The sequence below is a fragment of the Nonomuraea thailandensis genome (assembly GCF_024172165.1).
Lineage (GTDB): Bacteria > Actinomycetota > Actinomycetes > Streptosporangiales > Streptosporangiaceae > Nonomuraea > Nonomuraea thailandensis.
Window position 1 is genome coordinate 8,439,797 of the sequence record NZ_JAMZEB010000002.1, and the last position, 24,532, is coordinate 8,464,328.

General features: G+C 71.8%; 23 protein-coding genes. 11 read left to right on the plus strand and 12 right to left on the minus strand.

Annotation, left to right across the window (positions count from 1 at the left end; translation table 11 throughout):
* Positions 1 to 167 precede the first annotated feature (167 nt).
* The 4 genes from HD597_RS42510 to HD597_RS42525 are packed head-to-tail and all read left to right on the plus strand — an operon-like array spanning position 168 to position 4,925.
* A complete protein-coding gene (locus HD597_RS42510; RefSeq protein ID WP_253750944.1) occupies positions 168 to 1,061 on the plus strand; it encodes an NAD-dependent epimerase/dehydratase family protein in 894 nt (297 codons plus the stop codon).
* On the plus strand, positions 1,058 to 1,930 hold the full coding sequence (locus HD597_RS42515) for a 5-dehydro-4-deoxyglucarate dehydratase (RefSeq protein ID WP_253750947.1): 873 nt from the start codon (positions 1,058 to 1,060) through the stop codon (positions 1,928 to 1,930). The genes HD597_RS42510 and HD597_RS42515 overlap by 4 nt, the downstream gene beginning before the upstream one ends.
* Positions 1,927 to 2,979, plus strand: a complete 1,053-nt coding sequence (locus HD597_RS42520) for a mandelate racemase/muconate lactonizing enzyme family protein (protein WP_253750951.1) — start codon at positions 1,927 to 1,929, stop codon at positions 2,977 to 2,979. Before HD597_RS42515 ends, HD597_RS42520 begins: the two co-directional genes overlap by 4 nt.
* Positions 2,979 to 4,925, plus strand: a complete 1,947-nt coding sequence (locus HD597_RS42525) for a DUF6807 family protein (RefSeq protein ID WP_253750955.1) — start codon at positions 2,979 to 2,981, stop codon at positions 4,923 to 4,925. The genes HD597_RS42520 and HD597_RS42525 overlap by 1 nt, the downstream gene beginning before the upstream one ends.
* Before the next feature lie 9 nt (positions 4,926 to 4,934).
* Here HD597_RS42525 and HD597_RS42530 read toward each other — a convergent pair whose 3' ends face one another.
* Positions 4,935 to 5,597, minus strand: a complete 663-nt coding sequence (locus HD597_RS42530) for a TetR family transcriptional regulator (protein ID WP_253750958.1) — start codon at positions 5,595 to 5,597, stop codon at positions 4,935 to 4,937.
* A gap of 107 nt (positions 5,598 to 5,704) precedes the next feature.
* On the opposite strand from HD597_RS42530, the gene HD597_RS42535 reads away from it, so the two are divergent.
* The 5 genes from HD597_RS42535 to HD597_RS42555 are packed head-to-tail and all read left to right on the plus strand — an operon-like array spanning position 5,705 to position 12,358.
* The gene (locus HD597_RS42535) at positions 5,705 to 7,330 is read left to right on the plus strand and encodes an ABC transporter substrate-binding protein (protein WP_253750961.1); all 1,626 of its coding nucleotides are present in this window, start codon (positions 5,705 to 5,707) and stop codon (positions 7,328 to 7,330) included.
* Positions 7,327 to 8,265, plus strand: a complete 939-nt coding sequence (locus HD597_RS42540; RefSeq protein WP_253750963.1) for an ABC transporter permease — start codon at positions 7,327 to 7,329, stop codon at positions 8,263 to 8,265. Before HD597_RS42535 ends, HD597_RS42540 begins: the two co-directional genes overlap by 4 nt.
* Positions 8,258 to 10,150, plus strand: coding sequence for a dipeptide/oligopeptide/nickel ABC transporter permease/ATP-binding protein (locus HD597_RS42545; protein ID WP_253750966.1), 1,893 nt, complete (start codon positions 8,258 to 8,260; stop codon positions 10,148 to 10,150). Before HD597_RS42540 ends, HD597_RS42545 begins: the two co-directional genes overlap by 8 nt.
* Positions 10,140 to 11,126 (plus strand): ABC transporter ATP-binding protein, encoded by a 987-nt coding sequence (locus tag HD597_RS42550; RefSeq protein ID WP_253750969.1) that lies wholly within the window; start codon positions 10,140 to 10,142, stop codon positions 11,124 to 11,126. The genes HD597_RS42545 and HD597_RS42550 overlap by 11 nt, the downstream gene beginning before the upstream one ends.
* Before the next feature lie 8 nt (positions 11,127 to 11,134).
* Positions 11,135 to 12,358 carry an acyl-CoA dehydrogenase family protein gene (locus HD597_RS42555; protein ID WP_253750971.1) on the plus strand — a complete coding sequence of 408 codons (1,224 nt, stop codon included), beginning with the start codon at positions 11,135 to 11,137 and terminating at the stop codon, positions 12,356 to 12,358.
* Positions 12,359 to 12,542: 184 nt separating this feature from the next.
* Here HD597_RS42555 and HD597_RS42560 read toward each other — a convergent pair whose 3' ends face one another.
* From HD597_RS42560 to HD597_RS42570, 4 genes are all read right to left on the minus strand, one after another.
* The gene (locus tag HD597_RS42560) at positions 12,543 to 12,875 is read right to left on the minus strand and encodes a winged helix-turn-helix domain-containing protein (protein ID WP_253750974.1); all 333 of its coding nucleotides are present in this window, start codon (positions 12,873 to 12,875) and stop codon (positions 12,543 to 12,545) included.
* Positions 12,872 to 12,997 carry a hypothetical protein gene (locus HD597_RS65165; protein WP_276083165.1) on the minus strand — a complete coding sequence of 42 codons (126 nt, stop codon included), beginning with the start codon at positions 12,995 to 12,997 and terminating at the stop codon, positions 12,872 to 12,874. The genes HD597_RS42560 and HD597_RS65165 overlap by 4 nt, the downstream gene beginning before the upstream one ends.
* 41 nt (positions 12,998 to 13,038) lie before the next feature.
* Positions 13,039 to 13,605 carry a DUF6879 family protein gene (locus tag HD597_RS42565; protein WP_253750977.1) on the minus strand — a complete coding sequence of 189 codons (567 nt, stop codon included), beginning with the start codon at positions 13,603 to 13,605 and terminating at the stop codon, positions 13,039 to 13,041.
* Positions 13,606 to 13,713: 108 nt separating this feature from the next.
* Positions 13,714 to 14,301 (minus strand): helix-turn-helix domain-containing protein, encoded by a 588-nt coding sequence (locus HD597_RS42570; protein ID WP_253759697.1) that lies wholly within the window; start codon positions 14,299 to 14,301, stop codon positions 13,714 to 13,716.
* 105 nt (positions 14,302 to 14,406) lie between these two features.
* On the opposite strand from HD597_RS42570, the gene HD597_RS42575 reads away from it, so the two are divergent.
* Entirely contained in the window at positions 14,407 to 15,333 is a 927-nt protein-coding gene (locus HD597_RS42575; protein WP_253750979.1) for an NAD(P)/FAD-dependent oxidoreductase, read from the plus strand.
* Positions 15,330 to 16,532, plus strand: coding sequence for an MFS transporter (locus tag HD597_RS42580; RefSeq protein ID WP_253750982.1), 1,203 nt, complete (start codon positions 15,330 to 15,332; stop codon positions 16,530 to 16,532). Before HD597_RS42575 ends, HD597_RS42580 begins: the two co-directional genes overlap by 4 nt.
* On the opposite strand, the gene HD597_RS42585 is transcribed toward HD597_RS42580, so the two are convergent.
* The 7 genes from HD597_RS42585 to HD597_RS42615 form a co-directional block, all read right to left on the minus strand.
* Complete coding sequence (locus tag HD597_RS42585; RefSeq protein WP_253750985.1) at positions 16,529 to 18,649, minus strand: transglycosylase domain-containing protein; 2,121 nt, start codon at positions 18,647 to 18,649, stop codon at positions 16,529 to 16,531. The two genes, HD597_RS42580 and HD597_RS42585, sit on opposite strands and share 4 nt — an antisense overlap.
* 563 nt (positions 18,650 to 19,212) lie before the next feature.
* Complete coding sequence (locus HD597_RS42590) at positions 19,213 to 20,274, minus strand: DUF6891 domain-containing protein (RefSeq protein ID WP_253750988.1); 1,062 nt, start codon at positions 20,272 to 20,274, stop codon at positions 19,213 to 19,215.
* A gap of 137 nt (positions 20,275 to 20,411) precedes the next feature.
* The gene (locus HD597_RS42595) at positions 20,412 to 21,287 is read right to left on the minus strand and encodes a polyphosphate polymerase domain-containing protein (RefSeq protein ID WP_253750991.1); all 876 of its coding nucleotides are present in this window, start codon (positions 21,285 to 21,287) and stop codon (positions 20,412 to 20,414) included.
* 29 nt (positions 21,288 to 21,316) lie between these two features.
* Positions 21,317 to 21,856, minus strand: a complete 540-nt coding sequence (locus tag HD597_RS42600; protein ID WP_253759699.1) for a DUF4956 domain-containing protein — start codon at positions 21,854 to 21,856, stop codon at positions 21,317 to 21,319.
* 88 nt (positions 21,857 to 21,944) lie between these two features.
* Complete coding sequence (locus tag HD597_RS42605) at positions 21,945 to 22,607, minus strand: response regulator transcription factor (RefSeq protein ID WP_253750994.1); 663 nt, start codon at positions 22,605 to 22,607, stop codon at positions 21,945 to 21,947.
* Positions 22,604 to 24,013: a sensor histidine kinase gene (locus tag HD597_RS42610; protein ID WP_253750997.1), complete on the minus strand. Its 1,410-nt coding sequence runs from the start codon at positions 24,011 to 24,013 to the stop codon at positions 22,604 to 22,606. Before HD597_RS42610 ends, HD597_RS42605 begins: the two co-directional genes overlap by 4 nt.
* Before the next feature lie 12 nt (positions 24,014 to 24,025).
* Positions 24,026 to 24,445, minus strand: a complete 420-nt coding sequence (locus HD597_RS42615; RefSeq protein WP_253751000.1) for a hypothetical protein — start codon at positions 24,443 to 24,445, stop codon at positions 24,026 to 24,028.
* Between the last annotated feature and the right edge of the window lie 87 nt (positions 24,446 to 24,532).

The following is a 24,532-nucleotide window of genomic DNA, read 5'->3' on the forward strand; positions in this document are numbered from 1 at the left end:
TGCAGAACCCATGAGTACGATGAAAGCGCTTGCCGCACGTCCATGAAACGGAAGCCCCTAGGAACCCCCAGCTAGACGGGCGGTGACGAAATCACCTCTTGACGCCTCACCCTTCCGGACATGAAGGTTTAGTGCAACTGTTTGCAGTCTTGAAGGAGCCCCACACGGTGAGCAGAGTCCTCGTCACCGGAAGCGCAGGACGCCTCGGCCGCAGCGTGGTCAGCACGCTCGCGGCGGCCGGGCACGAGGTCATCGGCGTCGACCGCGCCCCAGGCACCCCGCCGGAGGCAGCCGTCACCTTGCCGGCCGACCTCACCGACACCGGTGAGACGTTCGAGGTCCTGGCCAGGTTCAGGCCCGAGTCGGTGATCCACCTGGCCGCCATCGCCACCCCGTTCAGCGTCCCGGAATCGGTGATCTTCACGGTCAACACGCAGCTCGCGTACAACGTGTGCTCGGCGTCGGTGGCCCTGGGCGTGCCGGGCGTGGTGGTGGCCAGCAGCCCCACCGTCATGGGATACGGCGCGCCCGGCGGCTGGACGCCGCAGTACCTGCCGATCGACGAGGAGCACCCGGTGCGCCCGTGGAACGCCTACAACCTGTCCAAGGTGACGGCCGAGGAGACGATGAAGGCGTACGCCAGGGCGGGCGGCACGAAGCTGGCCGCCGTCCGGCCGTGCTTCGTGATCCCGCCGGAGGAGTGGGCCGGCGCGCCCACGCAGTCCGGCCACACGGTTCGCGAGCGGCTCGACCGGCCGGAGCTGGGCGGGGTGTCGCTGTTCAACTACATCGACTCCCGCGACGCCGCCGAGATGATCACCGTGCTCGCCGAGGCGCTGCCCGACCTGCCGAACGGCGAGGTCTTCTTCGCCGGCGCGGCCGACGCACTGGCCAGGAAGCCGCTGGCCGACCTGCTCCCGCAGGTCGTGCCCGGCACCGAGGCGTACGCCTCCGGCCTCACCGGCACCACCCCCGCCTTCTCGACCGCCAAGGCAGAGCGCCTGCTCGGCTGGCAGCCCAAGCGCAGCTGGCGTACCGAACTCAAGGAAGAAGCCGAATGAACCTCAGCGGTGTGCTGTTCTTTCCCGTGACCCCCTTCGACGCCGACGGCACGCTCGCCGAGCAGGTGCTGGCCGAGCACGTCCGGCAGGGCATGGAGCACGGGCCGGGCGGCGTCTTCGTGGCCTGCGGCACCGGCGAGTTCTCGGCGCTGTCGGAGTCCGAGCACGCGCGGGCCACGCGGATCGCGGCGGAGGTCGTGGCCGGCCGGGTGCCGGTGTTCGCGGGCGCGGGCGGGCCGCTCGGCGCTGCGCTGAACCAGGCACGGGCGGCGCGCGAGGCGGGCGCCGACGGGCTGCTGCTCATGCCGCCGTACCTGGCCCAGGGGCCCGGGCACGGCTTCACGGCGTACGTGCGGGCGGTCGCCGAGGTGCTGCCGGTGATCGTCTACCAGCGCGGCTCGGTCGTGCTGGAGCCGGACGCCGTGGTGGAGCTGGCCGGCGTCCCCGGCGTGATCGGGCTCAAGGACGGCCTGGGCGACATCGACCGCATGCAGCGCACCGTGCTGGCGGTGCGCGAGAAGCACCCGGACTTCCTGTTCTTCAACGGGCTGCCGACGGCCGAGCTGACCATGCCCGCCTACCGCGGCATCGGCGTGGAGCTCTACTCCAGCGCCGTGTTCGCGTTCGCGCCCGAGATCGCGCTGGCCTACCTCAACGGTGACGAGCGGCTGCTCACCGAGTTCTACGCGCCGCTCGTCCGCCTGCGCGGCAAGGTGCCCGGCTACCCGGTCGCCCTGGTCAAGGCCGGCGTGCGGCTGCGCGGCCTGGACGTCGGCGCCGTCCGCCCGCCGCTGGTCGAGGTGAGCGACGAGCACCTGGCCGAGCTGGAGGCGCTGATCAAGACCGGTCTCGAACGGGCCACGTCATGACCATCGCCGACCTTCGCACGGAGCTGCGCACGGCGTCGCTGCCGCGCCCGTGGGGCGAGGACGTGCCGTACAACCACGTCATCGTCACCCACGTCACGCTGAAGGACGGGCGCACCGGCACCGGCTTCTCGTGGACGCCGCAGATCGGCGCGCACGCCGTCAAGGCGCTGCTCGACCACGACCTGCGCGAGGCGCTGATCGGGCTGCCCGCGCACCCCGAGGTCGTGTGGGACCGGCTGTGGCGGCACCTGCGCGAGGCCGGCCCCGGCGGGATCACCACGGTCGCGCTGGCCGGGATCGACCTGGCCCTGTGGGACCTGCGCTGCGGCGGCGACGCGCTGCCCGACGTGCTGGGCAGGCGGCGCGACGAGGTGCCGGTCTACGGCAGCGGCGTCAACCTGCACTACCCCCTCGACGAGCTGGTCGCGCAGGCCAGGCGCTGGGTGGCGGCCGGATACCGGGGCGTCAAGATCAAGGTCGGCCGGCCCGACCTGGCCGAGGACGTGGCCCGGGTGGCCGCGGTCCGCGAGGTGATCGGCCCCGACCGGCTGCTGATGATCGACGCCAACCAGCGCTGGGACCTGCACAGGGCCCGGCGGGCGCTGGCCGCTCTGCGCGAGTTCGACCTGCACTGGATCGAGGAGCCGCTGCCCGCCGACGACGTGGCCGCGCACGTGGAGCTGCGCCGCTCCATCGACGTGCCGGTCGCGGTCGGCGAGAACGTCTACACCGCCTACGGCTTCCGCGACCTGCTGGCGGCGGGGGCCTGCGACGTGGTCCAGCCGAACGTGGTGCGGGTCGGCGGCATCACCCCGTTCCTGCGCATCGTGGAGCTGGCCAGGACGTACGACGTGCCGGTCTACCCGCACCTGCTGGGCGAGGTGTCCGGGCAGCTCGCGCTGGCCCTGCCGCTGCCCGTCATGGCCGAGGACGTGGAGGACGCCTCCTTCGCCCGGCTGGGGCTGCTGGCGGAGCCGTACCCGGTGGAGATCGCGGGTGGCGTGCTGCGCGCGGGCGGGCACGCCGGGCTCGGGCTGAGGTGGTCGTGATGGCGCCGGTGAAGGTCGTCCTGGCGGGAGCGCAGGGGCACGGCCGGCACCACCTGGGCATCCTGCGCGAGCTGGCCGGGCGGGGCGTGGTCGAGCTGGTGGGGATCTGCGACCTGCGTCCGGTCGAGGTGGACTTCGGCGCGCCGCTGCAGTCGTCCGACCTGGGCGAGCTGATCGGCAAGACCGGCGCGGAGATCACCATCGTCTGCACGCCGATCAACACGCACGCCGACCTGGCCATCGCCGCGCTGCGGGCGGGCTCGCACGTGCTGCTGGAGAAGCCGCCCGCGCCCAGCCCCGCGGAGCAGCGCAGGATCGCCGACGTGGTGGCCGAGACCGGGCTGGCCTGCCAGGTCGGGTTCCAGGCGCTCGGCTCCGCGGCCGTCCCCGCGCTGCGCGCGCTGATCGCGAGCGGGCGGCTCGGCCGGGTGCGCGGCATCGGCGGCTGGGGCGCCTGGCACCGCCCGTCGGCCTACTTCACCCGCGCCCCCTGGGCGGGCCGGCGCCGCCTGAACGGCGTGGACGTCATGGACGGCGCGCTGACGAACCCGTTCGCGCACGCCATCGCCACCGCGCTGGCCCTGCACGACAGCCCGATCGCGGAGATCGAGACCGAGCTGTTCCACGCCCATCCGATCGAGTCGGACGACACCTCCTGCGTGCGCGTGCGGCTGGCGGACGGGTTCACGATCACGATGGCGGCGACCCTGTGCGCGCCCTACGTGGAGCCGCCGCCCGGTAAGGCGCTGCGCGGCGAGGCGCACCTCGTGGTGCAGGGCGACGCCGGCCGGGCCACGCTGACGTACACGCACGACCGGCTCAAGGTGGAGCTGCCCGACGGGTCGGTCACGACGACCGTGCACGACCGGGCAGGGCTGCTGGAGAACCTCGTCGACCACGTCCGCACCGGCGCGGAGCTGCTGGTGCCGCTCGCCGCCACCGAGCGGTTCACGCAGGTGCTGGACGCGATCCGGCTGGCTCCCGAGCCGACGCCCATCCCCGAGCGGCACCAGCTCGTGGAGCGGGACGCCGAGGGCGAGGTCGCCGGCCGGGTGCTGCCCGGCGTGACCGACCTGGTCCGGCGCAGCGCGGCGGAGCTGGCCCTCTACTCCGAGCTCGGCGTGCCGTGGACGCGGGTGGAGCTGCTGGTGTCGCAGCGGCCGGTGGCCGCCTACGAGCTGCGCCCCGACCTGCCCGCCACCGACTCCCCCCGCCCCTACCTGCACGCGGTGCGGACCCTCGGCGGCGTCGAGGTGACCGAGGTCCGCCCGGAGGACCACGTGCACCATCTGGGTGTCGGCGTGGCCATCTCCGACCTCGGCGGGGCGAACTTCTGGGGCGGCCGCACGTACGTGAAGGACCAGGGGCCGACCTGGCTGGACGATCACGGCGCCCAGCGGCACGTGGCGTTCACCCGGCTGGACGACGGCGGTTTCACCGAGCACCTGGAGTGGGCCGGCCCCGGCGGCCTGATGGCCCGCGAGGAGCGCACGGTGACGGCCAGGCCGGTGGGCGAGTTCTGGGCGCTGGACTTCGCGTTCACGCTCACCAACCTGACCGGCGCGCCGCTGGAGATCAACAGCTCCGCCACCAAGGGCCGCGCGGGCGCGGGCTACGGCGGCTTCTTCTGGCGCGCCCCCGGCACCTCCGTGGCGCGGACCACCCTGCCGGGGGACGAAGGGACCGTGCACGGCAGCACCGGCCCGTGGGTGGCCATGTCAGGCACGACACCGGAGGGCCGGGACTGGACGCTGGTCTTCGCCCAGGCGGACGGCGACCCGTGGTTCGTGCGGGTGGCGGAGTATCCGGGCGTGGGTCAGGCGCTCGCCTGGGACACGCCGCTGGTCGTGGAGACCACGCTGACCAGGCGGGTCGTCACGGCGGTGCTCGACGGCCGGCTGGACGCGGCGGGCGCGGCGGCCGTCGCCGCGGACCTGCTCCGCTGAGAGCTCGGGTCAGGGCTGCCCGGGAGGCTCGCTGACCGGCTTGTTCGAGGTCGCCCGCAGCAGCCGCAACGCGCCGCGCGACAGGGCCGTCAGGATGTCGGCGGCCTCGTCCAGGTCGGGGTAGCGCCCCTCCAGGTGCCCCATGGCCAGCGCGTTGGTGGCCGCGTTGATGCCGTCGGCGATCATCTCCAGCCGCCGCCTGTCGCGCTCGTTGTCGGCCGTGTAGCCGAGGGCGGCCAGGTCGGCGGCGTGGTGCTCGCGGTAGGCCGCCGCCGTCTCCACGGCGAAGTCGCGCAGCGAGGACGAGGGGTCGTGCCGCGCCCTGATCTGGATGCGCAGCAGCTCGGGGTGCCGGCAGATCGACTCCAGCGGGATGCGGAACGTCTCGCGGTGCAGGTCGAGGTCGCCGGGGTGCTCGCGGGCCCTGCGCCGCGCCTCGCGCATCGAGCCGCGCAGCCGCTCGCCGCCCTCCTCGGCGAGCACCCGCAGCAGCTCCTGCATGTCCTTGAAGTGCACGTAGAAGCTGGACTGCGCGATGCCCGCGGCCTTGGCGACCTTGACCGTGCTCAGCCCCGCCTCGCCCTCCTCGTCGAGGATCGACAGGGCGGCGCGGATGAGCCTGCGCCTGGTCAGATCCTTCGCCTCACTCCTCGTGAGCGGCGTGCCCGTCATGAGTCCCTCCCCTCCCGTAACGATTCTCTCGCGCTACTTGTGCGGAATTTCACCGATAGTACTATCGGTGAAATTGCTCTCGGGGGATCTGCCGGGAGGAGGCGTGAATGAAACGCTGGAGGATGCCGGCCACGCTGTTGCTGGCCGCGATGGTGATGCTGGCGTGCAGCGGCCAGCGACCGGTTGAACCGCAGTCCCAGTCCAGTGCGCCGGCCGCGACAGGCCCCGCGCAGGGCGGGCGCCTGGTGTACGCGCTCAGCGCGGACGCCAACGGGTTCAACCCGGTCACCGACCAATTCGCGGCGCAGAGCTACAGCATGACGGGCACCATCATCGAGACCCTGGTGAGCGTGGACGCGGACGGCAACTGGAAGCCGTACCTGGCCGAGTCGCTCACCCCCAACAAGAAGTACGACGAATGGACCATCAAGGTCAGGTCGGGCATCTCCTTCTCCGACGGCATCTCCCTGACCGGTGACATCGTCAAGGCCAACCTCGAAGCTCAGAAGCGGTCCCCGCTGACCGCCGCGGCCATGATGCCGATCAAGTCGTTCGAGCTGACCGACCCGATGACCGTCAAGGTCGTCCTGAACCAGCCGTGGGTGGCCTTCCCCTACCTGCTGGCCGTGCAGACCGGCATGATCGTCCCGCCGGCCTCGCTCACCGACCTCAAGACGGCCAGCCTCAAGCCGGTCGGCACCGGGCCGTTCATCTTCAAGGAGTACGTCCCGGACAACCGCATGGTCGTCACCCGCAACCCGCGCTACTGGCAGAAGGGCCTGCCGTACCTGGACGAGATCGAGTTCCGGATCCTGCCCGACACCCAGACCCGCGCCCAGACCCTCGAAGCGGGCGGCGTGGACGCCATCGGCACCTCCCGCGACGAGGACCTGACCAAGTTCGGCGCCATGAAGGACGCCTACACCGTGCACCGGGCGCAGGGCATGGCCGTGGCCGAGTACATGTTCCTGCTCAACACCGCCGCGGCCCCGCTCGACGACGTACGGGTGCGCCGGGCCATGGCCCATGCCATGGACCGCGAGACGGTCATCAAGACCCTGCGCGGCGGCATGACCGAGCCCGCCGACGGCCCCTGGTCCAAGGACTCCCCGTGGTACGCCCCCGGCGGCTACCCCTCCTACGACCTGGCCAAGGCCACCGCCCTGGTCAAGGAGGTCGAGGCGGAGAAGGGCCCGATCAGCTTCGAGCTGATCTCCACCCCCGACCCCAACACCATGCAGGGCGTCGAGCTGGCCCAGGACATGTGGCGCAAGGCCGGCATCGAGGTGTCGATCAAGCAGGCCGACCAGGCCGATCTGATCAACCGGGCCATCACCGGCAACTTCTCGGCCACCGTGTGGACCCAGTTCTCCGCCCAGGACCCCGACGGCGAGTACGTCTGGATGCACCAGGCCTACGCCAAGCCCGTCGGCGCCATCTCGCTCAACATGACCAGGCTCAAGGACGACAAGCTGAGCGCCGCCCTGGACGCGGGCCGGATGAGCCCGGACGAGGCCACGCGCAAACAGGCGTACGCCACCGTGCAGCAGCGGCTGCGCGACCAGGTCCCGTACGTGTTCATCGACCACCTCAACACCGGCGCCATCATCGCCAGGAGCAAGGTGCGCGGCATCGGCGAGCACAAGCTGCCCAGCGGCGAGAAGGGCCTGCCGCTGACCGGCTCGCCCATCCCGTACCACCCGTTCGGCCAGCTCTGGGTCAGCGGCCAGTGATCATCCTCCACCGGCTCGTCCGGCTCCTGGTGGTGCTGATCGTGGTGACCTTCCTGTCGTTCGTGCTGCTCAACCTGCTGCCCGGTGACCCGGTCACGCAGATCCTGGGCCTGTCGGCGACGGAGGAGTCCCGCGCGCAGCTCCGCCAGGAGCTCGGGCTCGACCAGCCGCTGCTGGTGCGCTACCTCGACTGGCTCGGCGGCCTGGCCACCGGCGACTTCGGCACCTCCTACATCACGCGGATGCCCGTCGGCGCCGAGCTGGCCGAGCGGCTGCCCGTCACGCTGGAGCTGCTGGTCGCCGCGCAGATCGTGGCGCTCGGCATGGCGATCCCGGTGGGCGTGGCCGCGGCCCGCCGCGCCGGGCGCGCCCTCGACCAGGTGCTCACCGCGCTCAGCTTCGCGCTGCTGTCCACGCCCGTGTTCGTGCTCGGGGTGCTGCTGATCCTGCTGTTCGCGGTCACCTGGCGGGTGCTGCCCGCGACCGGCTGGACCTCGATCTCGGTCGACCTGGGCTGGAACCTCACCTCCGTGGTGCTGCCCGCGGTCACGCTGGGCTGCGGGCAGTTCGCCGTGTACGCGCGGCTGCTGCGTACCGACCTGATCGCCACCCTCCAGGAGGACTACATCACCCTGGCGCGCGCCCGCGGCCTGTCACCGCGCCGCATCCTGTGGCGTCACGCGCTGCGCCCCTCCGCGATCACCCTGATCACCGCCATCGGCCTGAACCTGGGCGCGCTCATCGGCGGCACCGTGATCATCGAGACCCTGTTCGGCCTGCCCGGCGTCGGGCGGCTCATCGTCGACTCCATCTTTTCCCGCGACTACCTGACGGTGCAGGGAGGCGTCGTGCTGATCTCGGTCGGCTACGTGGTCGTCAACTTCGCGGTGGACCTGGTGTACGCCGCCGTCGACCCCAGGATCCGTCGTGCGTAGGCGGCTGGGTCTGGGGATCTGGCTGGCCGCCGGCTGGATCGGGCTGGTGCTGCTCGCCGCCCTCCTGGCCGACTTCCTGCCGTTCGCCCGCTACGACGAGACGCTGGCCGGGCCGCCGCAGTCGGGGCCCAGCGCCGCGCACCCCTTCGGCACCGACGGGCTCGGCCGCGACGTGCTCAGCCGGGTCGTGTACGGCGCCCGCGTCTCGCTCGGCGTCGGCATCGGCGCCGTGCTCCTCGGCCTGGGCATCGGCGCGCCCCTCGGCATCCTGGCCGGCTACCGGCGGCGGGCCGCCGACGCGGTCATCATGGCGGTCAATGACGTGGCGCAGGCGTTCCCCGCGCTGGTCTTCGCGCTGGCCGTGGTGGCCTTCGCCGGGGCGAGCCTGCGCAACGTGCTGATCGTCCTCGGCGTGCTCGGCGTGCCCTCCTGGGTCCGCCTCATCAGGGGCGCCACCCTCACCTTCGCCGAGCGCGAGTTCGTGCTGGCCGCGCGCGTGCTCGGCACCCGCGACCGGCGCATCCTGTGGCGGGAGATCATGCCGAACGTGGCGGTCCCCGCCGCCTCGTACGCCTTCATCGGGATGGCCGTGGTCGTGGTCGCCGAGGGCAGCCTGGCCTTCCTCGGCCTGTCCGTCCAGGCGCCCACCCCCACCTGGGGCGGCCTGATCAACGAGGGCCGCACGCTCATGGAGAACGCGCCGCACGTCGTGCTGGCCCCCTCGATCGTCATGTTCCTGACCGTGCTGTCGTTCAACCTGGTGGGCGACCGGCTGCGGGCGCTGACCGACGTGCGCGAGATCGGCCTGGAGCCGGTAGGCCAGAAGAGCGCCGCCACGATGCCCACCGCCACCCACCCCGTCCGCGACACCCTCCTCCAGGCCGAGGAGTTGCGCACGCACTTCGTCACGCCGCGCGGCGTCGTCAAGGCCGTGGACGGCGTCTCCTTCACCCTCGACCGCGGCCGCACCCTGGCCATCGTCGGCGAGTCGGGGTCGGGCAAGTCCATGCTGATCCGATCCATCCTGGGCCTGCTGCCCGGCACCTCGGTCCGGGGCGGCCACGTGTACCTGTCGGGCGACGACCTGACCACCTACGGCCCCGCCGAGATGCGCGCCGTGCTCGGCCGACGGCTCGGCACCGTGTTCCAGGACCCGATGACCGCGCTGAACCCCGTCCGCACGATCGGCACCCAGGTGATGGAGCCGCTCCGGGTGCACCTGCGCATGGGCCGCAGGCAGGCCCGCGCCGAGGCCGCCGCTCTGCTCGCGTCCGTCGGCATCCCCGACCCCGCCCGCACGCTGCGCCGCTACCCGCACCAGCTCTCCGGCGGGATGCGGCAGCGGGTGACGATCGCGATGGCCCTGTCGTGCCGGCCGGACGTGCTGTTCGCCGACGAGCCCACCACCGCGCTCGACGTGACCATCCAGGACCAGGTGCTGCGGCTGCTGCACCGGCTGCGCGAGGAGCGCGACATGGCCGTGGTGCTGGTCAGCCACGACCTGTCGGTGGTCGCCCAGTGGGCGGACGAGGTGATCGTCATGTACGCCGGGAAGGTGGTGGAGCGGGGGCCGGCCCAGGAGGTGTTCGCGCGGCCGCGGATGCCGTACACCGAGTCGCTGCTGCAGGCCGCGCCCCGGCTCACCGACCCCGTGCACCACCGGCTCCGGGTCATCCCCGGCCGGCCGCCGGACCTGGCGCACCTGCCCGAGGGGTGCGCGTTCCGGGCGCGGTGCCCGTACGCGCAGGAGCGGTGCGAGCTGGAGGCGCCGCCCCTGTTCGAGGACGGCCCGGACCACCACCGGTACGCCTGCTGGTACCCGCGCGAGACGCACGGCGGCGAGCCTGCGGACGTCGAGTCAGGAGTTGAGAGCCGTGGCCGGTAGCGGAAACGCGCACCTGCGCCCCCGTGACGAAGTGCTGCTGCGGGTGGAGGATCTGGTCGTGGAGTTCCCCGCAGGGCGGGGCCGCACCGTTCGTGCGGTCTCCGGAGTGAGCTTCGACCTGGCGCGCGGCGAGACGCTCGGCATCGTCGGCGAGTCGGGCTGCGGCAAGTCGAGCGCCGCCCGCGCGCTCGTCCAGCTCCCGCCGCCCCGCTCGGGCTCGGTCCGGCTGGACGGCCTGGAGCTGACGGCCCTGCGCGGCGAGGCCCTGCGGATGACCCGCCAGCGCCTCCAGATGATCTTCCAGGATCCCATCTCCTCGCTCAACCCGCGCCGCCGCGTCCGCGACATCGTCGGCGAGGGCCCGCGCGTGTGGCACCTGCCGGGCGACCGCGTGGACGAGGTCCTGGAGGCGGTCGGCCTCGACCCGGCGACGGCGGCCGAGCGCAGGCCGCACGAGTTCTCCGGCGGGCAGTGCCAGCGCATCTCCATCGCCAGGGCCCTGATCCTCGACCCGGAGGTGGTGATCTGCGACGAGCCGGTGTCGGCGCTGGACGTCTCGGTGCAGGCCCAGATCCTCGGCCTGCTGGAGGACCTCAAGGCCCGCTACCGGCTCACCCTCGTCTTCATCGCCCACGACCTGGCCGTGGTGAAGAACGTCAGCGACCGCATCATGGTGATGTACCTGGGCAAGGTGTGCGAGCTGGCGCCGAGCGCCGATCTGATCGGCCGCCCCGCGCACCCGTACACGCGGGCCCTGATCGCCTCCATCCCGGGCGGCGGCCTCGACCTGCCGCCCGCCGACACGTTGATCAGCGGCGAACCCCCGTCGCCCGTCGACCCGCCCTCCGGGTGCCGCTTCCGTACGCGGTGCCCGCGCGCGGCGGCGAGATGCGCGGAGGAGGAGCCGCAGATCCGGCAGATCGGCCAGGACCACTGGCTCGCCTGCCACTACCCCGCCCTACCCGTTAAGGAGTAAAGCCCGACATGGCCATCGATTTCACCCTTGCCCCTGAGCACGAGGAGATCCGCAAGCGGGTCCGCGCCTTCATCCAGGGCACGGTCATGCCCGCCGTGGAGGACTTGAAGGAGGGCGACCGCGACGAGTACCTCCGCACGATCTTCCACCTCCGCTCCCTGGCCAAGGCGGAGGGCCTGTGGCTGCCCCACATGCCGAAGGAGTGGGGCGGCATGGGCCTGGGCCATGTGGAGCTGGCGATGGTGCAGTCGGAGTCGGCCAAGACCCGCCTCGGGCCGTGGGTGCTCAACTGCCAGGCCCCGGACGAGGGCAACATGCACACCCTCCTGCACTGGGCCACCGACGAGCAGAAGGAGAAGTACCTGCGCCCGCTGCTCGACGGCGTGAAGATGTCCTGCTTCGCCATGACGGAGCCGGAGGTGGCCGGGTCGGACCCCACGCTGATCCGCACGCACGCCGTCCAGGACGGCGACGAGTGGGTCATCAACGGCCACAAGTGGTTCATCTCCAACGCCCGCCGGGCCAGCTTCGCCATCCTCATCGCCAGGACCGAGCAGGACGTGCCGGAGGGCTCGCGCGGCGCCAACACCGCCTTCCTGGTGGACCTGCCCAACCCGGGCTGGAACGACGTGCGCGAGGTGGAGACCATGCACGGCTCCACCGGCCACAGTGAGATCGTCATCAAGGACCTGCGCGTGCCCGGCAGCGCGATCCTCGGCGGCCGGGGCAACGGTCACCGCCTGGGCCAGTACCGCCTCGGCCCGGCCCGCCTGGCGCACTGCATGCGGTGGATCTCGCAGGCGGAGACGGCCCTGGACATGATGGTCGACCGCGCGCTCAAGCGGTACAGCCACGGCTCCCTGCTGGCCGAGAAGCAGGGCATCCAGTGGCTGATCGCCGACTCGGCGATGGAGCTGTACCAGTGCAAGCTGATGGTCCTGCACGCCGCCAGCAAGATCGACAAGGGTGAGGACTTCCGTACGGAGGTGTCGATGGCCAAGCACTTCGTGGCCAACAGCCTCAACCGGATCATCGACCGGGCGATCCAGGTGCACGGGGCGCTCGGTTACTCGACGGACACGCCGCTGGCCAACATGTTCCAGCACGCCCGCTGGGCCCGCTTCGCGGACGGCGCCGACGAGATCCACCAGATGCGCATCGCCGAGCGCACCATCGCCGCCTACCAGGCCACCGGCTCCACCAGCTCCGCCACCGGCGGCCTGCCCATCTGACCGCCGGCTCCCGTCCCTCCCGGGGGCGCCCGCCCGCCCCGGGGAAGTGCGGACGCTCGCGCTGCGGGAGCTCGCGCTGCGGGAGCTCGCGCTGCGGGAGCTCGCGCCGCGGACGCTCGCGCCGCGGGGCCGGGTGCCCTGCCGTAGGCGCGGACCTGCGGGAGCCCGCCACCCCGCCGAGCCCCTACGCCTGCGCGCCGGCCGTTCCTCCACCGCTCGGCGTGGACGCGCGCTCGACGAGCTGCCGCAGGGCCGCGACATGACCGTCGAAGGCCGCCCGGCCCTGCGGGGTCAGCATCACCAGGGTGCGGCGCCGGCGCCCCGCCCCCTCCTTGCGCACCTCGGCGTATCCGGCCTCGGCGAGGGTCGAGACCTGCTTGGACAGCGCCGAGTCGGTGAGCTCGAGGCTCTCCTTGAGGAAGCCGAACTCGGCCCACTGCGCCGCCGCGAGCAGCGCCACCAGCCCCAGCCGGGTCGGCGGATGGATCAGCTCGTCGAAGCCCGCCGGGACCGTCATGCCGCCGCCCGTCGTGCCACCGCCCGGTACAGCGGCTCGCCGACGACGATGCAGGCAGCGAAGATCACGCCGGCCACGGTGTGCCCCAGCGGGAAGCCGCTCTGGCGGACCAGGAAAGCCAACACTTCACTTTCCTGCCGGGCGAGTCAAAGGATGCCCCTCTTCAGACGGACACCCGGGGCGCGGGCAGCGGCACGATCTCGCGCTCGTAGTAGGGCCGGAACTCTTCCCCCCGCTCGAACAGCTTGTCCAGCTCCCCCTGGCAGGCCGTGATCACTTCCCGGTCGTCGATCCGCCGCGCCCCGCTGTGCGTCCCCGACTCGTCGTACGTCACCTCGTACATCGCCACAGTCCCCAGCACGACCAGCTCCGGCAACCGCCGGCCGATCTCGATCTCGGCCACCTCGCCCGCGTCGAGCACCCGCACCTGCTCGACGGTGGCCTCCCGCAGCGCCAGCAGGTGCATCTCCCACTGCAGGTACGGCGTGACCGGCTGCTCCACGATCCTGATCCGCCGCCGCCTGAGCCGTCTGGCCGGACGCTCGCGCTCCCTGACCGGCCGGGCCCCGTCGTCGACCAGCTTGAGCGATCGGTCCCAGTCGCCCTCCACCATCGCGACCCAGCTCGGCCGGCCCCGGAAGCTCTGCCGCCGTTCGAGCTTCCAGAACACGTCGTCGAGCTGATGGAAATTCGGCCAGAAGTCGTCGAGATACTCATCCGCACTCAGCATGACGCCCGGTATCTCATGAATGCGTTCAAGCACAATCCCTGCCTATCACCAGGAAGCCCTTGAGTCGAGTTTCCCCAGGTCAGCCCGGGCGAGTCTGTACCAATCCGATCATTTCCCCGCACGCGGGCGAGGCTTGGCCCGTACGTGCACGCGCTCACCCTGCCGGCCGAAGAGATTGAGCACCTCCACCGGAACGTCCCCGGCGGGGCCGAACCAGTGCGGCAGCCGGGTGTCGAACTCCGCGGCCTCCCCCGGCCCCAGAACCAGATCGTGGTCGGCCACGACGAGCCGCACGCGGCCCGAGAGCACGTACATCCACTCGTAGCCCTCGTGCGTGACCGGCCGCGGCTGGTTCTGCTCGGCGGGAATGATCGACTTCCACGCCTGCAGCGGCCCCGGCTGGGTGGTCAGGGGGATCACGGTCCGGCCGTTGCGGACCAGGGGCTTGCAGCGGATGCGCGGGTCGCCGACGTCCGGCGCGCCGACCAGCTCGTCGAGCGGCACCTGGTGCGCCAGCGCGATCGGCAGGAGGAGCTCCAGGCTGGGGCGGCGCTGGCCCGACTCCAGCCGCGAGAGCGTGCTCTTGGAGATGCCGGTGGCCTCGGACAGCGCCGACAGGCTCACCTCACGCTGCGTACGGATGCGCCTGAGCCGCGGGCCGACCTGGGCCAGCGTCTCCTCCAGCGTGGTGCCCATCACCCTCACGTCCTCTCTGCTGTTGCGGAATTGGCAACGGTAGTTGTCATTAAAGCACCGGCCGGCGCACCATCGGCGCCGGAGGTGATCGCTGTGAACAAGGCGATGAACAGGCACGATGTGGTGATCGTGGGCGCCGGGGCAGCCGGGCTGAACGCGGCCCTGCTCCTGGGCCGCGCGCGGCGCAAGGTCGCCGTGATCGACGCCGGGGAGCCCCGCAACGCCCCGGCGGAGCACATGCACGGCTTCCTGTCCCGCGACGGCCTGCCCCCGGCCGAGCTGCTGGAGCTCGGCCGTGCCGAGATCGCCCGGTACGGCGTGCGGCTCGTCCGGAGCCGGGTCGAGCGGATCGACCACGGTTTCACCGTCCGGCTCGCGGACGGCCAGGTGCTCGACGCCCGCCGCATCCTGGTGGCGACCGGCCTGCGCGACGAGCTGCCCGCCATCCCCGGGATCCGCGAGCGGTGGGGCCGGGACGTGCTGCACTGCCCCTACTGCCACGGCTACGAGGTGCGCGACCGGCCCCTCGCCGTGCTCGGCACGCACCCGGGAGCCGTGCACCAGGCCCTGCTGCTGCGCCAGTGGAGCGACGACGTGCTGTTCCTGCGGCACGCGCTGGACCTGGCGCCGGAGGATCGCGAACGCCTGGAGTGCCACGGCGTACGCGTCGTCGAGGGCACGATCGCCCGGCTCGCCGTCGAGGACGACCGCCTGCGCGGCGTCGAGCTCGCCGACGGCCGCGCCATCCCCCGCGCCGCCGTCTTCGTCTTCCCGCGCATGGTGCCGCACGACGAACTGCTGACCGGCCTGGGCTGTGCCAGGGACGAGGGCGGCTGGGCCGTCACCGACCGCACCGGCCGTACCAGCGTGCCCGGCGTCTGGGCCGCCGGCAACGTCGTCGACCCGCGCGCCCAGGTCGTCACCGCGGCGGGGATGGGGTCGGCCGCCGCCATCGCCGTCAACGGCGACCTGGTGGAGGAGGACGTGCGGCGTTCCGCTGAGCGTCACGCCCTGGGCGGTGAGAGCCGGTGAGCGCCGGCCCGATGCGGGCCGTGCGGCGGGACAGGCTGCCCGCGGGGGTCTACCTGCTGTCGCTGAGCCTGTTCGCGATGGGCAGCGCGGAGTTCCTGCTCGCCGGCGTGCTGCCCGCCATCGCCGGCGACCTGCGGATCACGCTGTCGTCCGCCGGGGCGCTGATCTCGGCGTTCGCCGCCGCGGTGGTCGTCGGCGGCCCGCCCCTGGCCATCGCGACCCTGCGCTGGCCGCGGCGGGCGACGCTGGTGGCCACGCAGGCGGCCTTCGCCGCGTGCGTGGTGGCCGGCGTCCTGACCGACAGCTACGCGGTGCTGCTGGTGACCCGCTTCCTGTCCGGCCTCGCGTACGCGGGGTTCTGGGCGGTCGCCGCGGTCACCGCGATCGGCCTGGTCCCGCCCGACCGCGCGGCGCGCGCCTCGGGGGTCGTCGTCAGCGGGCTCAGCCTCGCGATGGTGGCCGGCGGCCCGGCCGGCACGCTGATCAGCTACTTCACCGGGTGGCGTGGCGGCTTCTGGGCGGTGGCCGCCCTCACCGTCGCCGGCGCGCTCCTGACGTTCGTGGCGCTGCCCGCCACCCGCGAGCGCGGCGAGGCCGGCATCCGGGACGAGCTGCGCGCCATGCGACACCCCCAGTTGTGGGTCGTGTACGCCGCCACCCTCCTCAGCACCGCCGCGTACATGATCACCTTCAACTACCTGGCCGCGCTCCTCACCGGCGTCACCCGCCTGCCGGGGGTCTGGATCCCCGCGGTCCTGACGCTGTTCGGCGCCGGCGCCTTCATCGGGCTGTCCATCGGAGGCAGGGTCGCCGACCGGCTGCCCACCCACGCGCTCCTGGCCGGCGCCCTGGGGATCCTGGCCGGCTCCGTGCTGCTCGGGGTCTTCGCCCGGCACGCGGTGGCCGTCGTTCCCCTGGTGTTGCTGCTGGGGGTCGCCGGATTCGTGCTGAATCCGGCGATCTACGGGCGGGTGTTCGCCATCGCGGGACAGGCGCCCACGCTGGCCGGCGCCACCACCGTCTCCGCCTTCCAGCTCGGCATCAGCCTCGTCCCCGCCTTCGCCGCCCTCGTGCTCGCCCCCTCCGCGATCGGTGCGGGCGGGCTCGGTGCCATTCCGTGGGTCGGTGCGGGGCTGGCGGCGCTGACGACGGTGCCCGTCCTGCTCGACCGCATGATGTCGCGCAGGGACGCCGCCTAGCCTCCCCCGAAGGGCTGGGTGCCCTCGTCGATGGTGGTGCTGTCACCGGGATCGCCACCGTCGTCCGCCGTCTCGTCGCCGGCGTCCCCGAGCGGGTCGTCGCCGGATTCGTCCGGGCCCGCGCAGGCGGGATCGCCGGCGCAGGCCGGATCCGCGCCGGCCTCTTCCTCGGACGGGCCCTCGGACGGCTCCCCGGTCGGCTTGGGCGTCGGCTTGCGGACCAGGTCGTGCGTCTCGCCGCCGAACGCGGGGGCGGGGAACGGCTCGACCGGCTTGTTCGCCATCGCGATCGTCATGAAGTCACGCCAGATCTTCGTGGGCGTGCCGGCGCCCTGGATGTCGCCGAGCGAGACCTCCCTGCGCAGGGTGTGGCCGTTGGCGTCCTTGATGACCTTCCTCGTCTTCGGGTCGATCCGCGGGACCTCCTTGTACATCCCGACGGCCGACGAGAGCTGCGGGGTGTAGCCGACGAACCAGGCCTCCTTGTTCTCGTTGTTGGTGCCGGTCTTGCCGGCGATCGGGCGGCCGCCGGGCAGCGTGGTGCCCCTGGCGGTGCCGTACCTGACCACCTGCTGCATCGCGTAGGTGGCGTCGGCGGCGGTGTCCGGGCTGATGACCGTCGCCGACTTGCCGGCCTCCTTCATGACGGTCCTGCCCGTGTACGCCTTGACCGCCAGCACCACGTGCGCGTCGTGGTGGACGCCGCCGTTGGCGAAGATGCCGTACCCGGTGGCCTGCTCGACCGGGGTCACAAGGCCGGCGCCGATGGACATGCCGTACGCGTGCTGCTCGATGGCCTGCTCCAGATCGTCCTCGTCGATCCCGGCCGCCTCGGCGATCCTCGCGACCTCCTCCAGGCCGACCTCCTGCGCCATCGTGGCGAACGCCGTGTTCACCGACTCCGCGGTGGCCCGGTCGATCTGCACGGCCGCGCCCACGTCGTGCGAGTTGCCGATCGGCTTGGTGCCCGGCAGCGTGACCGGCCCGTCGCCCGACACGTAGCTCCTGAGGCTGTACCCCTTCTCCAGCCAGGCGGCCAGCACGTACGGCTTGAAGGCCGACGCCGCCTGCTTGCCGGCGTCGAAGGCGTTGTTGGTGAAGCTCTTCAGGTAGTCGTGGCCGCTGTAGAACGCGAGCACCTGGCCGTTGCGCGGGTCCACGGCGGCCAGGTTCGCGTGGATGTTCCTGTCGCCCACGGCGGCCAGATTGCTCTCCACCGTCTTCTTCGCCGCCGCCATCAGCTTCCTGTCGAACGTCGTCGTGACGCGGTACCCCTCCTTGCGCAGGCGTTCCCTGCTGATCCCCCGCTTCTCCAGCTCCCGCTGGACGATGTCGACCATGTAGCCGTTGACGCCCTTGAGGGTCTCCTTCTTGTCCAGCGGGGCGAGCTTGGGGAACTTCGCCGTCGTGGCCAGCTGCCCGTACTTCGCCGGGTCGACGATCGCCATGCCGCGGACCGCGTAGTCGAACCGCTCCCTGGTCGGCGCCCAGTTCCTCCCCGCCTCCGCCTTGTCGAAGGCGTCCGGGCTCTGGATCCGGCCCGCCAGGTACGCGCCCTGGGCGACGGTCAGCTCGTCCACGTCCCTGTCGAAGTACGCCTGCGCGGCGGCCTGGATGCCGTTCGCGCCGCGGCCGAAGTAGATCGTGTTGAGGTAGATGGCCATGATCTCGTCCTTGGACATCTCCTTGCCGGCGCGGATGGACACGAAGATCTCCATGATCTTCCGCTTGAGCGTCCGCTCCTGGCTGAGGCCGTCGTAGTAGCCGCGCGCCATCTCCTGCGTGATCGTCGAGCCGCCCTGGACCTGCTGGCCGCTCACGGTGCTCCACACCGCGCGCAGGGTGCCGGACACCGAGATGCCCGGGTCGGTGCGGAACGTGCGGTTCTCGACGGCGATGAAGGCGTCCTGGACGTGCCGCGGGATCTTCGAGATCGGCACGATCTCACGCTTGGTGCCGAGCCGGGCGATCTCGGTCTTGCCGTCCCGGTAGTAGATGATGCTGCCCTGCTCGATGGCCTGCTGCTGGGGCTGCGTGGGTAACGGGGTGTTGGCGTACGCCACCATGATCATGCCGAAGAGACCGGCCACCAGGACCGTGCACCCCACCAGCACCATCTTCCAGCTCGGGACATAACGCTTCCACCCGGTACGACGAGATCGCCCCCGCCCACCACCGTCCGCGTCAGTCCACCCGTTCTCACCACCGTCCGCGTCCGGTCGTCCGCTCCTGCCACCGTCCGCGTCCGGCGGTCCGCTCCTGCCACCGTCCGCGTCCGGCGGTCCGCTCCTGCCACCGTCCGCGTCCGGCCGTCCGCGTTCACCGCCAATCCCGTCCGGCCGTCCGCGTTCACCGCCGGAACCGTTCACACGGGCGCTCCCTGACGTCTCGGCGCCGTTCGCCGGCCTGGCGGACGCGGCGCCCGCAGCGCCGCGGGACGGGCCGCGGCCTGACGCGCCCTCCCGAGCCGTGCGACGACGCCGGCCCGGACGCCCCTGCGCCCCGGCTCGCCCCTCGGCGCTCCGGCCACGGCCGCTCGGCTCCGGCCCGAAGCTGCTGTCACTCACAGGGCGGTCACCCGTTGCCACGCCTGCGTCGGTTTCTCGGCGAGCATCGCCAGCACTGCGCTACACCCTCCCCTAACGGTTAGCCCATAGATAGCGGTTAGCCATAGAAGGTGTCAATCGCCCCTCCATACACGCAGGCCCTGAGCCCAAGAGACCATCTCCAACTCCCCCAGATCCCGCAGCCCGATCCGCCCCTCCTCCGCCAGCAAAGCGATCATCGCCAACCCCTCGTCGAGGGTCACATGCCGCCCGAAGGAGCAGCCTGCCGCCGCATCCGGCGTCTCCGCCCAGAGCCGGGTCCCGCCCTCCCACGCGAACTGCAGCACGCTCCCCGGCTCCCCCTCGAAACAGGCGAAGTTGCCGTCACGCGGGGTCAGCCAGAGCAGCAGATCCCGGCTCTCCTGCGCCGACATGACGACCGGCTCGTCCACGGAGGCCCAGGAGTGGTCGCAGAAGGTGGCCAGCAACCCCGGCCCCGGCTCGCCGCCCATCCCCGGATGCTTTGCCAGCCACCCGAAGCGCCGCCGCCGCCAATCCACCCGCACCTGGATGCGCTGCCCGTCGTCCCCGCTCCACTCGACCCGCAGCCCGCGCCGCCGCAGCACCTCGACGATCTCACCCCCGATCCCACCGCTGAGACCACCGCTGAGACCACCGCTGAGACCACCGCCGAGACCACCGCCGAGACCAGCGCCGAGACCACGCTCGCCCTCTCCCCCGAGCTCGCTGGGCCCGAAGGCGAGATGGACATCCCCGCCCGCCACAGCCCTCTCGACGTCCTGCCCGTGGTAGAAGACGTAACCCCGCACCCCGGAAAGCCCGCTGATCTCCCTCCCGATCTCGGCGATCCCGCAGCTCATGCAGCAGGTGTAGTGCTCCCTGGCCACGATCCCCGCCATCGCCAGCTCCCCCATGGCCAGGCTCAGCCGGTCGTTGTCCGTGACAGCGGGCCATCCGGCCTGGGCGGCGAGCTGACCGGCGAACTCCTCGGCCACGACGTCCCTGACGGCCTCGTCCAGCAGGTCCTTGTCCTCGACCTCGTCCGCCCAGGTCTCGGTCACGCCCCGGACCACCTGCTCGAAGTCATGACGCCCGGCGGCCACCGCCGTATGGGCCTCTTCCGCGATCTCGTCGCGAACGGACTCGTCGATCAGCAGCCACCTGGCGACATCCATGGCCGATCACTATGCCAGCCCTCCCGGCGCTTCGCCGCCGCTCCGAGCAGGCCGGTGAAACCCGGCCGAGGCGCCGCCGACGGCCCGCATCAGGCCCCCGGCGAAGGCCCGGATCAGAACCCTGGCGAAGGCCCGGATCAGGACGCTGGCGACGGCCCCGGCCAGGAGCCCGCCGACGCCCCGGACGGCGACCTGGACGGGTGCCCGAACGAGCGCCCCCGTGCGACCGGACGGCGCGGGCCAGGCCGGTGCGCCAGATACCGCTGCAACACCGGATGCCACCGATTGGCGGGCAGCTCCCTGAGCGCGGCGACCGCGAGGCAGTACTTGCTCACACTCACCGGCCGCACCCCCAGCCCCCGCAACACCTTGTCGATCAGCGCCTTCCCGTCCGCCGACTTGGACTCCAGCAGCACCAGATCCCCCCGCGCCGGGCTGCTGCGCTGCCCGTCGCGGCACACCAGCCCGGTGTCGCAGGTCAGCCGCGCCGCGCCGGAGCGGTCGATGAGCGTCACCCGCTTGTAGTCCGTGGCCAGCACCGGCTCCAGCGTCTCGGGCGCGACGAGGCGCAGCTCGCTGAGCAGCGTGTCGTGGACGAACTCCAGCGCCTGACTCGTGAGCGTGTGGCTCGGCACCCCGTCGTAGGGGATGCGGTGCTTGTCGGTGCTGCCCCGCGCGCCGCTGAGCTTCAGCTCCAGCCACTGGCCGCCCCCGTCGAGGTAGGTCCGCGTGCGCAGCTTGAACCTGCGCCGCCGATCCTGCCGATGCTGGTGGTAGGTGAGCAGGCCGGGAGTGTCGAAGTAGGTGGAGGTGTAGCGGAACTGCCGCCGCCCCTCGATCCCCAGCACGACGAAGCGGTCGCCCAGCTCCGCCGCGAGCCTCGCCATGGTGGAGGCGGTGACGATGTACTTGCAGTCGACCCGGCTCATCAGCTCCGGCACGTCCTCCAGCCCGACCGCCGGCATCGTGGCGGCGACCCCTGCGAGCAGCACGTCCGCGTACGGCTCAGCCATGCGCACCTCCCCCGTCCGTCCGGCCGCCGTCACCGCACACCGGCCCTGGCGTTGGGCGCCACGTACCGCACGTCCACCACCGTCACGTCCCGTACGTAGTCGACCTGCGTGACCTCGCACTGCAACACCCGGGCCCGCAACCGGCTCTCCAGATCCACCCGCAACGCCTCCGGGTCGGCGTGCACCACGTCCAGCGTCACGACCTGGTGGCGGGTCCGCCCCAGGAGGCCGGGGTGGTCGGCGACGTACATGACCGCCAGCAGCACCCCGTTCAGCAGGAGCGCCGTCAGCGGCCACGCGCCGGCGATGCCGTTGACCAGGCCCAGCACGATCGCGACGAAGTAGTAGGCGATCTCCTGCTGGGTGATCTCGCTCGATCGCAGCCGGATGATGGACAACACGCCGAACAGCCCGAACCCGACGGCGATGTCGACCCGCTGGACCAGCAGCAGCGACACGACCGCGAAGATGCCCACGTTCAGTGCGATGTAGGCGAACAGCAGGTCGCGCCGATGGTGGCGCCGGTAGTAGAGGCCGTAGGCCAGCAGCACGATCGCCACGAGATCCATCGTCAGTCCGGTTATCACAACCGCTCCTTCCGCAGTGTTCCTGATGAACAGCTTGGTGGTGGGGGGTGAAGCGGTGGTGAGCTGACGATTAGGCGACTCTCATGCGATAACCCGTGCCTCGGACGGTCTCGATGCGGTCGGCGCCGATCTTCCGGCGCAGGTAGCGGACGTAGACGTCCACCACGTTCGACCCGGGGTCGAAGTCGAACCCCCACACGTGGCTGAGCAGTTGCTCGCGCGTCAGCACCTGGTCGGGATGCCGGCAGAAGATCTCCGCCAGGGCGAACTCCCTGGTCGACAGGTCCACCGCCCGATCCCCGACGTAGACCCGCCTGGTACGCAGGTCCAGCGACAGGTCGGAAACCCGCAGCACGGTCACCTCGGGCGTGCGCTCGGCCCGCAGCCGCAGCCGCACCCTGGCCAGCAACTCCTCGAAGGCGAAGGGTTTGGCGATGTAGTCGTCGGCGCCCCCCTCCAGCCCCGCCACGGTGTCGCTCACACTGTCACGCGCGGTCAAGATGATCACAGGGATGGTCACCATGGCTTCGCGCAACCGCCGCAACACGGTGAACCCGTCGCTCAACGGCAGCCCGATGTCCAGGATGAGCAGGTCGAACCCGCCCGCGCTGGCCAGGTCGTACGCCGCCACCCCGTCTCCCACCACAGCGGTCACGAAGCCGTTGGCCCGCAACCCCTTCTCCACGAATGAGGCGATCCTCGCCTCGTCCTCAGCGATCAGAATCCGGTTCAACCCAGCCTCCACAGCTCCCATAGCGGAAGAGACATCACAAAACAGGCCCCGCCGCCGGGGGCCTCCGTCACCTTCACCGTGCCTCCATGAGCCTGGGCGATGGATCTGACGATGGCCAGGCCGAGGCCGGCCCCGTCGTGCGCCCCGGTGCGCCCGGCACCGCGGACGAACCGCCCGAAGATGCGCTCCCGTTCGGCCGGCGCGACTCCCGGGCCGCTGTCGCGCACCCACAGCTCGACCCGCCCGTCACGCACGGCGGAGCCGACGGCGATCAGGTCGCCGTCGGCGGTGTGGCGCACGGCGTTCGCGACGAGCTGCATGAGCGCCTGAGTGAGGCGGTGCCGGTCGGCGGGCAGCCGCGCCTCGGCCACCTCGTCGACCCGCCACTGCCGATCGCCCAGCGCCCGGGCCTTGGCGACCACGCTGACCGTGAGATCGGCCAGCTCGACGTTGTCGAGTGCCAGGAACCCCGGCTGCTCCGCCTTGGCCAGGGTGAGCAGGTCGTCGACGATGCGGTTCATCCGGTCGAGCTCGTCGGTGACCAGGGCGAGGGTCTCGGCGCGGTCATCGGGGTCGTCGCTCATCAGCTCCAGGTGGCCGCGGATGACCGTGATCGGCGTACGCAGCTCGTGCCCGGCGTCGTCCATGAAGTGGCGCTGCACGACGAAGGCGTGTTCGAGCCGGTCGAGCATGTGGTTGAACGTCGAGGCGAGCGCCGCCACGTCGTCGTCGCCCGGCACGTCCAGGCGGCGGGTCAGGTCGCTGGAGTCGCTGATCTGCTCGGCCGTCTGGCGGACGAGCCGCACCGGCGCCAGCACCTGCCCGGCCACGAACCATCCGGCCGCCCCCGCCAGCCCCATCGCGGCCAGCGCGGAGAGCCCGAGCGCGCCCACCGCGTCGACGATGTCGTCGCGGTTGAGGTCGTAGAAGTGCGCCACGACGAAGTGCCCGCGCCGGGAGTCTCCGGCCACGCTCACCGGGATCACCGCGTAGTGGACCGTTCCCTTGCTGGTCTCCATCTCGTGGCGCTCGACCCGGGTCGCCGTGGCCATCCGCGCGAGGAGCTTCTCGTCGGTGTCGAGGCGTACGGGCGGCGGGATCGCGGTGATCTTGTGGGCCCTGCCGTCGAGGATGCTGAAGAAGGTCTCCCACCGGTCGGGCGCGTTGAGCTGGAGGTATCCGATCATCAGCTGCTCGACGTCGGCCAGGGGCTGCCCCGACTGGGCGTCGTACGCGGTCGCGGCGTACCGCCGCAGCTTCTCGACCTCGTTGCCCAGCTCGAGATCCATCCGATGGTCGAGGCGGGTGAGCAGGGTGGACCAGGTCACGGAGACGGCGACGGCCAGGGCGATACCGACGACGACGAGCATCCAGCCCACGATCCGGGCACGGGCGCTCAGCCGCATGTGACCTCCCCATCAGTCGTCGCCGTCATCGTCGCCACCATCATCGTCGTCGTCACCATCATCGCCGCCACCAGGTCTCGGGGAGGGCGGCTTGACCGGCTCGGCCTTCGTCTTGCGCGGCGTCGGCCGCTCGCTGCGGACCGGCTCCCCGCTCTTGACGGCCCCCGGGCTCGCCCCGGGTGACGCCTCTCCCGTCCGTGCGGGCTCGGACGTGCCCGCCTGCCCTGTCCGCGCGGGGTCGGGCACGCCGCCCTCGTCCCCGGTGCGTACGGGCCTGGACGCGCTCCCGCTGCTGGGCGAGGACGTCGGCGAGACCACGACGGGCCCGCCCAGGTCGAGCTCCTCGTCGGCCGCCCGCACCAGCCTCACCGACATGACCCCGGCCGCCGCCACGAGCAGGGCGAGGAGGATCACCGTTCCCCGATGTTTCATGCGTCCGACCATGACGCCTTTCGAGGAGACCACGCTGAGGCCGAGATGAGAAACCTCTCATCTGGGCCTCGGCCCACTCCCGCAGTA

What these genes read in the sequence shown, in the direction of transcription:
- HD597_RS42560 (WP_253750974.1), bottom strand. Translation starts at nt 12,875, where the DNA reads ATGACGGTCCCGGCGGGCTTCGACGAGCTGATCCATCCGCCGACCCGG.
- HD597_RS42515 (WP_253750947.1), top strand. Translation starts at nt 1,058, where the DNA reads ATGAACCTCAGCGGTGTGCTGTTCTTTCCCGTGACCCCCTTCGACGCC.
- HD597_RS42535 (WP_253750961.1), top strand. Translation starts at nt 5,705, where the DNA reads ATGAAACGCTGGAGGATGCCGGCCACGCTGTTGCTGGCCGCGATGGTG.
- HD597_RS42575 (WP_253750979.1), top strand. Translation starts at nt 14,407, where the DNA reads ATGAACAGGCACGATGTGGTGATCGTGGGCGCCGGGGCAGCCGGGCTG.
- HD597_RS42520 (WP_253750951.1), top strand. Translation starts at nt 1,927, where the DNA reads ATGACCATCGCCGACCTTCGCACGGAGCTGCGCACGGCGTCGCTGCCG.
- HD597_RS42555 (WP_253750971.1), top strand. Translation starts at nt 11,135, where the DNA reads ATGGCCATCGATTTCACCCTTGCCCCTGAGCACGAGGAGATCCGCAAG.
- HD597_RS42615 (WP_253751000.1), bottom strand. Translation starts at nt 24,445, where the DNA reads ATGAAACATCGGGGAACGGTGATCCTCCTCGCCCTGCTCGTGGCGGCG.
- HD597_RS42585 (WP_253750985.1), bottom strand. Translation starts at nt 18,649, where the DNA reads ATGGTGCTGGTGGGGTGCACGGTCCTGGTGGCCGGTCTCTTCGGCATG.
- HD597_RS42600 (WP_253759699.1), bottom strand. Translation starts at nt 21,856, where the DNA reads ATGGATCTCGTGGCGATCGTGCTGCTGGCCTACGGCCTCTACTACCGG.
- HD597_RS42530 (WP_253750958.1), bottom strand. Translation starts at nt 5,597, where the DNA reads ATGACGGGCACGCCGCTCACGAGGAGTGAGGCGAAGGATCTGACCAGG.
- HD597_RS42595 (WP_253750991.1), bottom strand. Translation starts at nt 21,287, where the DNA reads ATGGCTGAGCCGTACGCGGACGTGCTGCTCGCAGGGGTCGCCGCCACG.
- HD597_RS42525 (WP_253750955.1), top strand. Translation starts at nt 2,979, where the DNA reads ATGGCGCCGGTGAAGGTCGTCCTGGCGGGAGCGCAGGGGCACGGCCGG.
- HD597_RS42570 (WP_253759697.1), bottom strand. Translation starts at nt 14,301, where the DNA reads ATGGGCACCACGCTGGAGGAGACGCTGGCCCAGGTCGGCCCGCGGCTC.
- HD597_RS42590 (WP_253750988.1), bottom strand. Translation starts at nt 20,274, where the DNA reads ATGGATGTCGCCAGGTGGCTGCTGATCGACGAGTCCGTTCGCGACGAG.
- HD597_RS42610 (WP_253750997.1), bottom strand. Translation starts at nt 24,013, where the DNA reads ATGCGGCTGAGCGCCCGTGCCCGGATCGTGGGCTGGATGCTCGTCGTC.
- HD597_RS42565 (WP_253750977.1), bottom strand. Translation starts at nt 13,605, where the DNA reads ATGCTGAGTGCGGATGAGTATCTCGACGACTTCTGGCCGAATTTCCAT.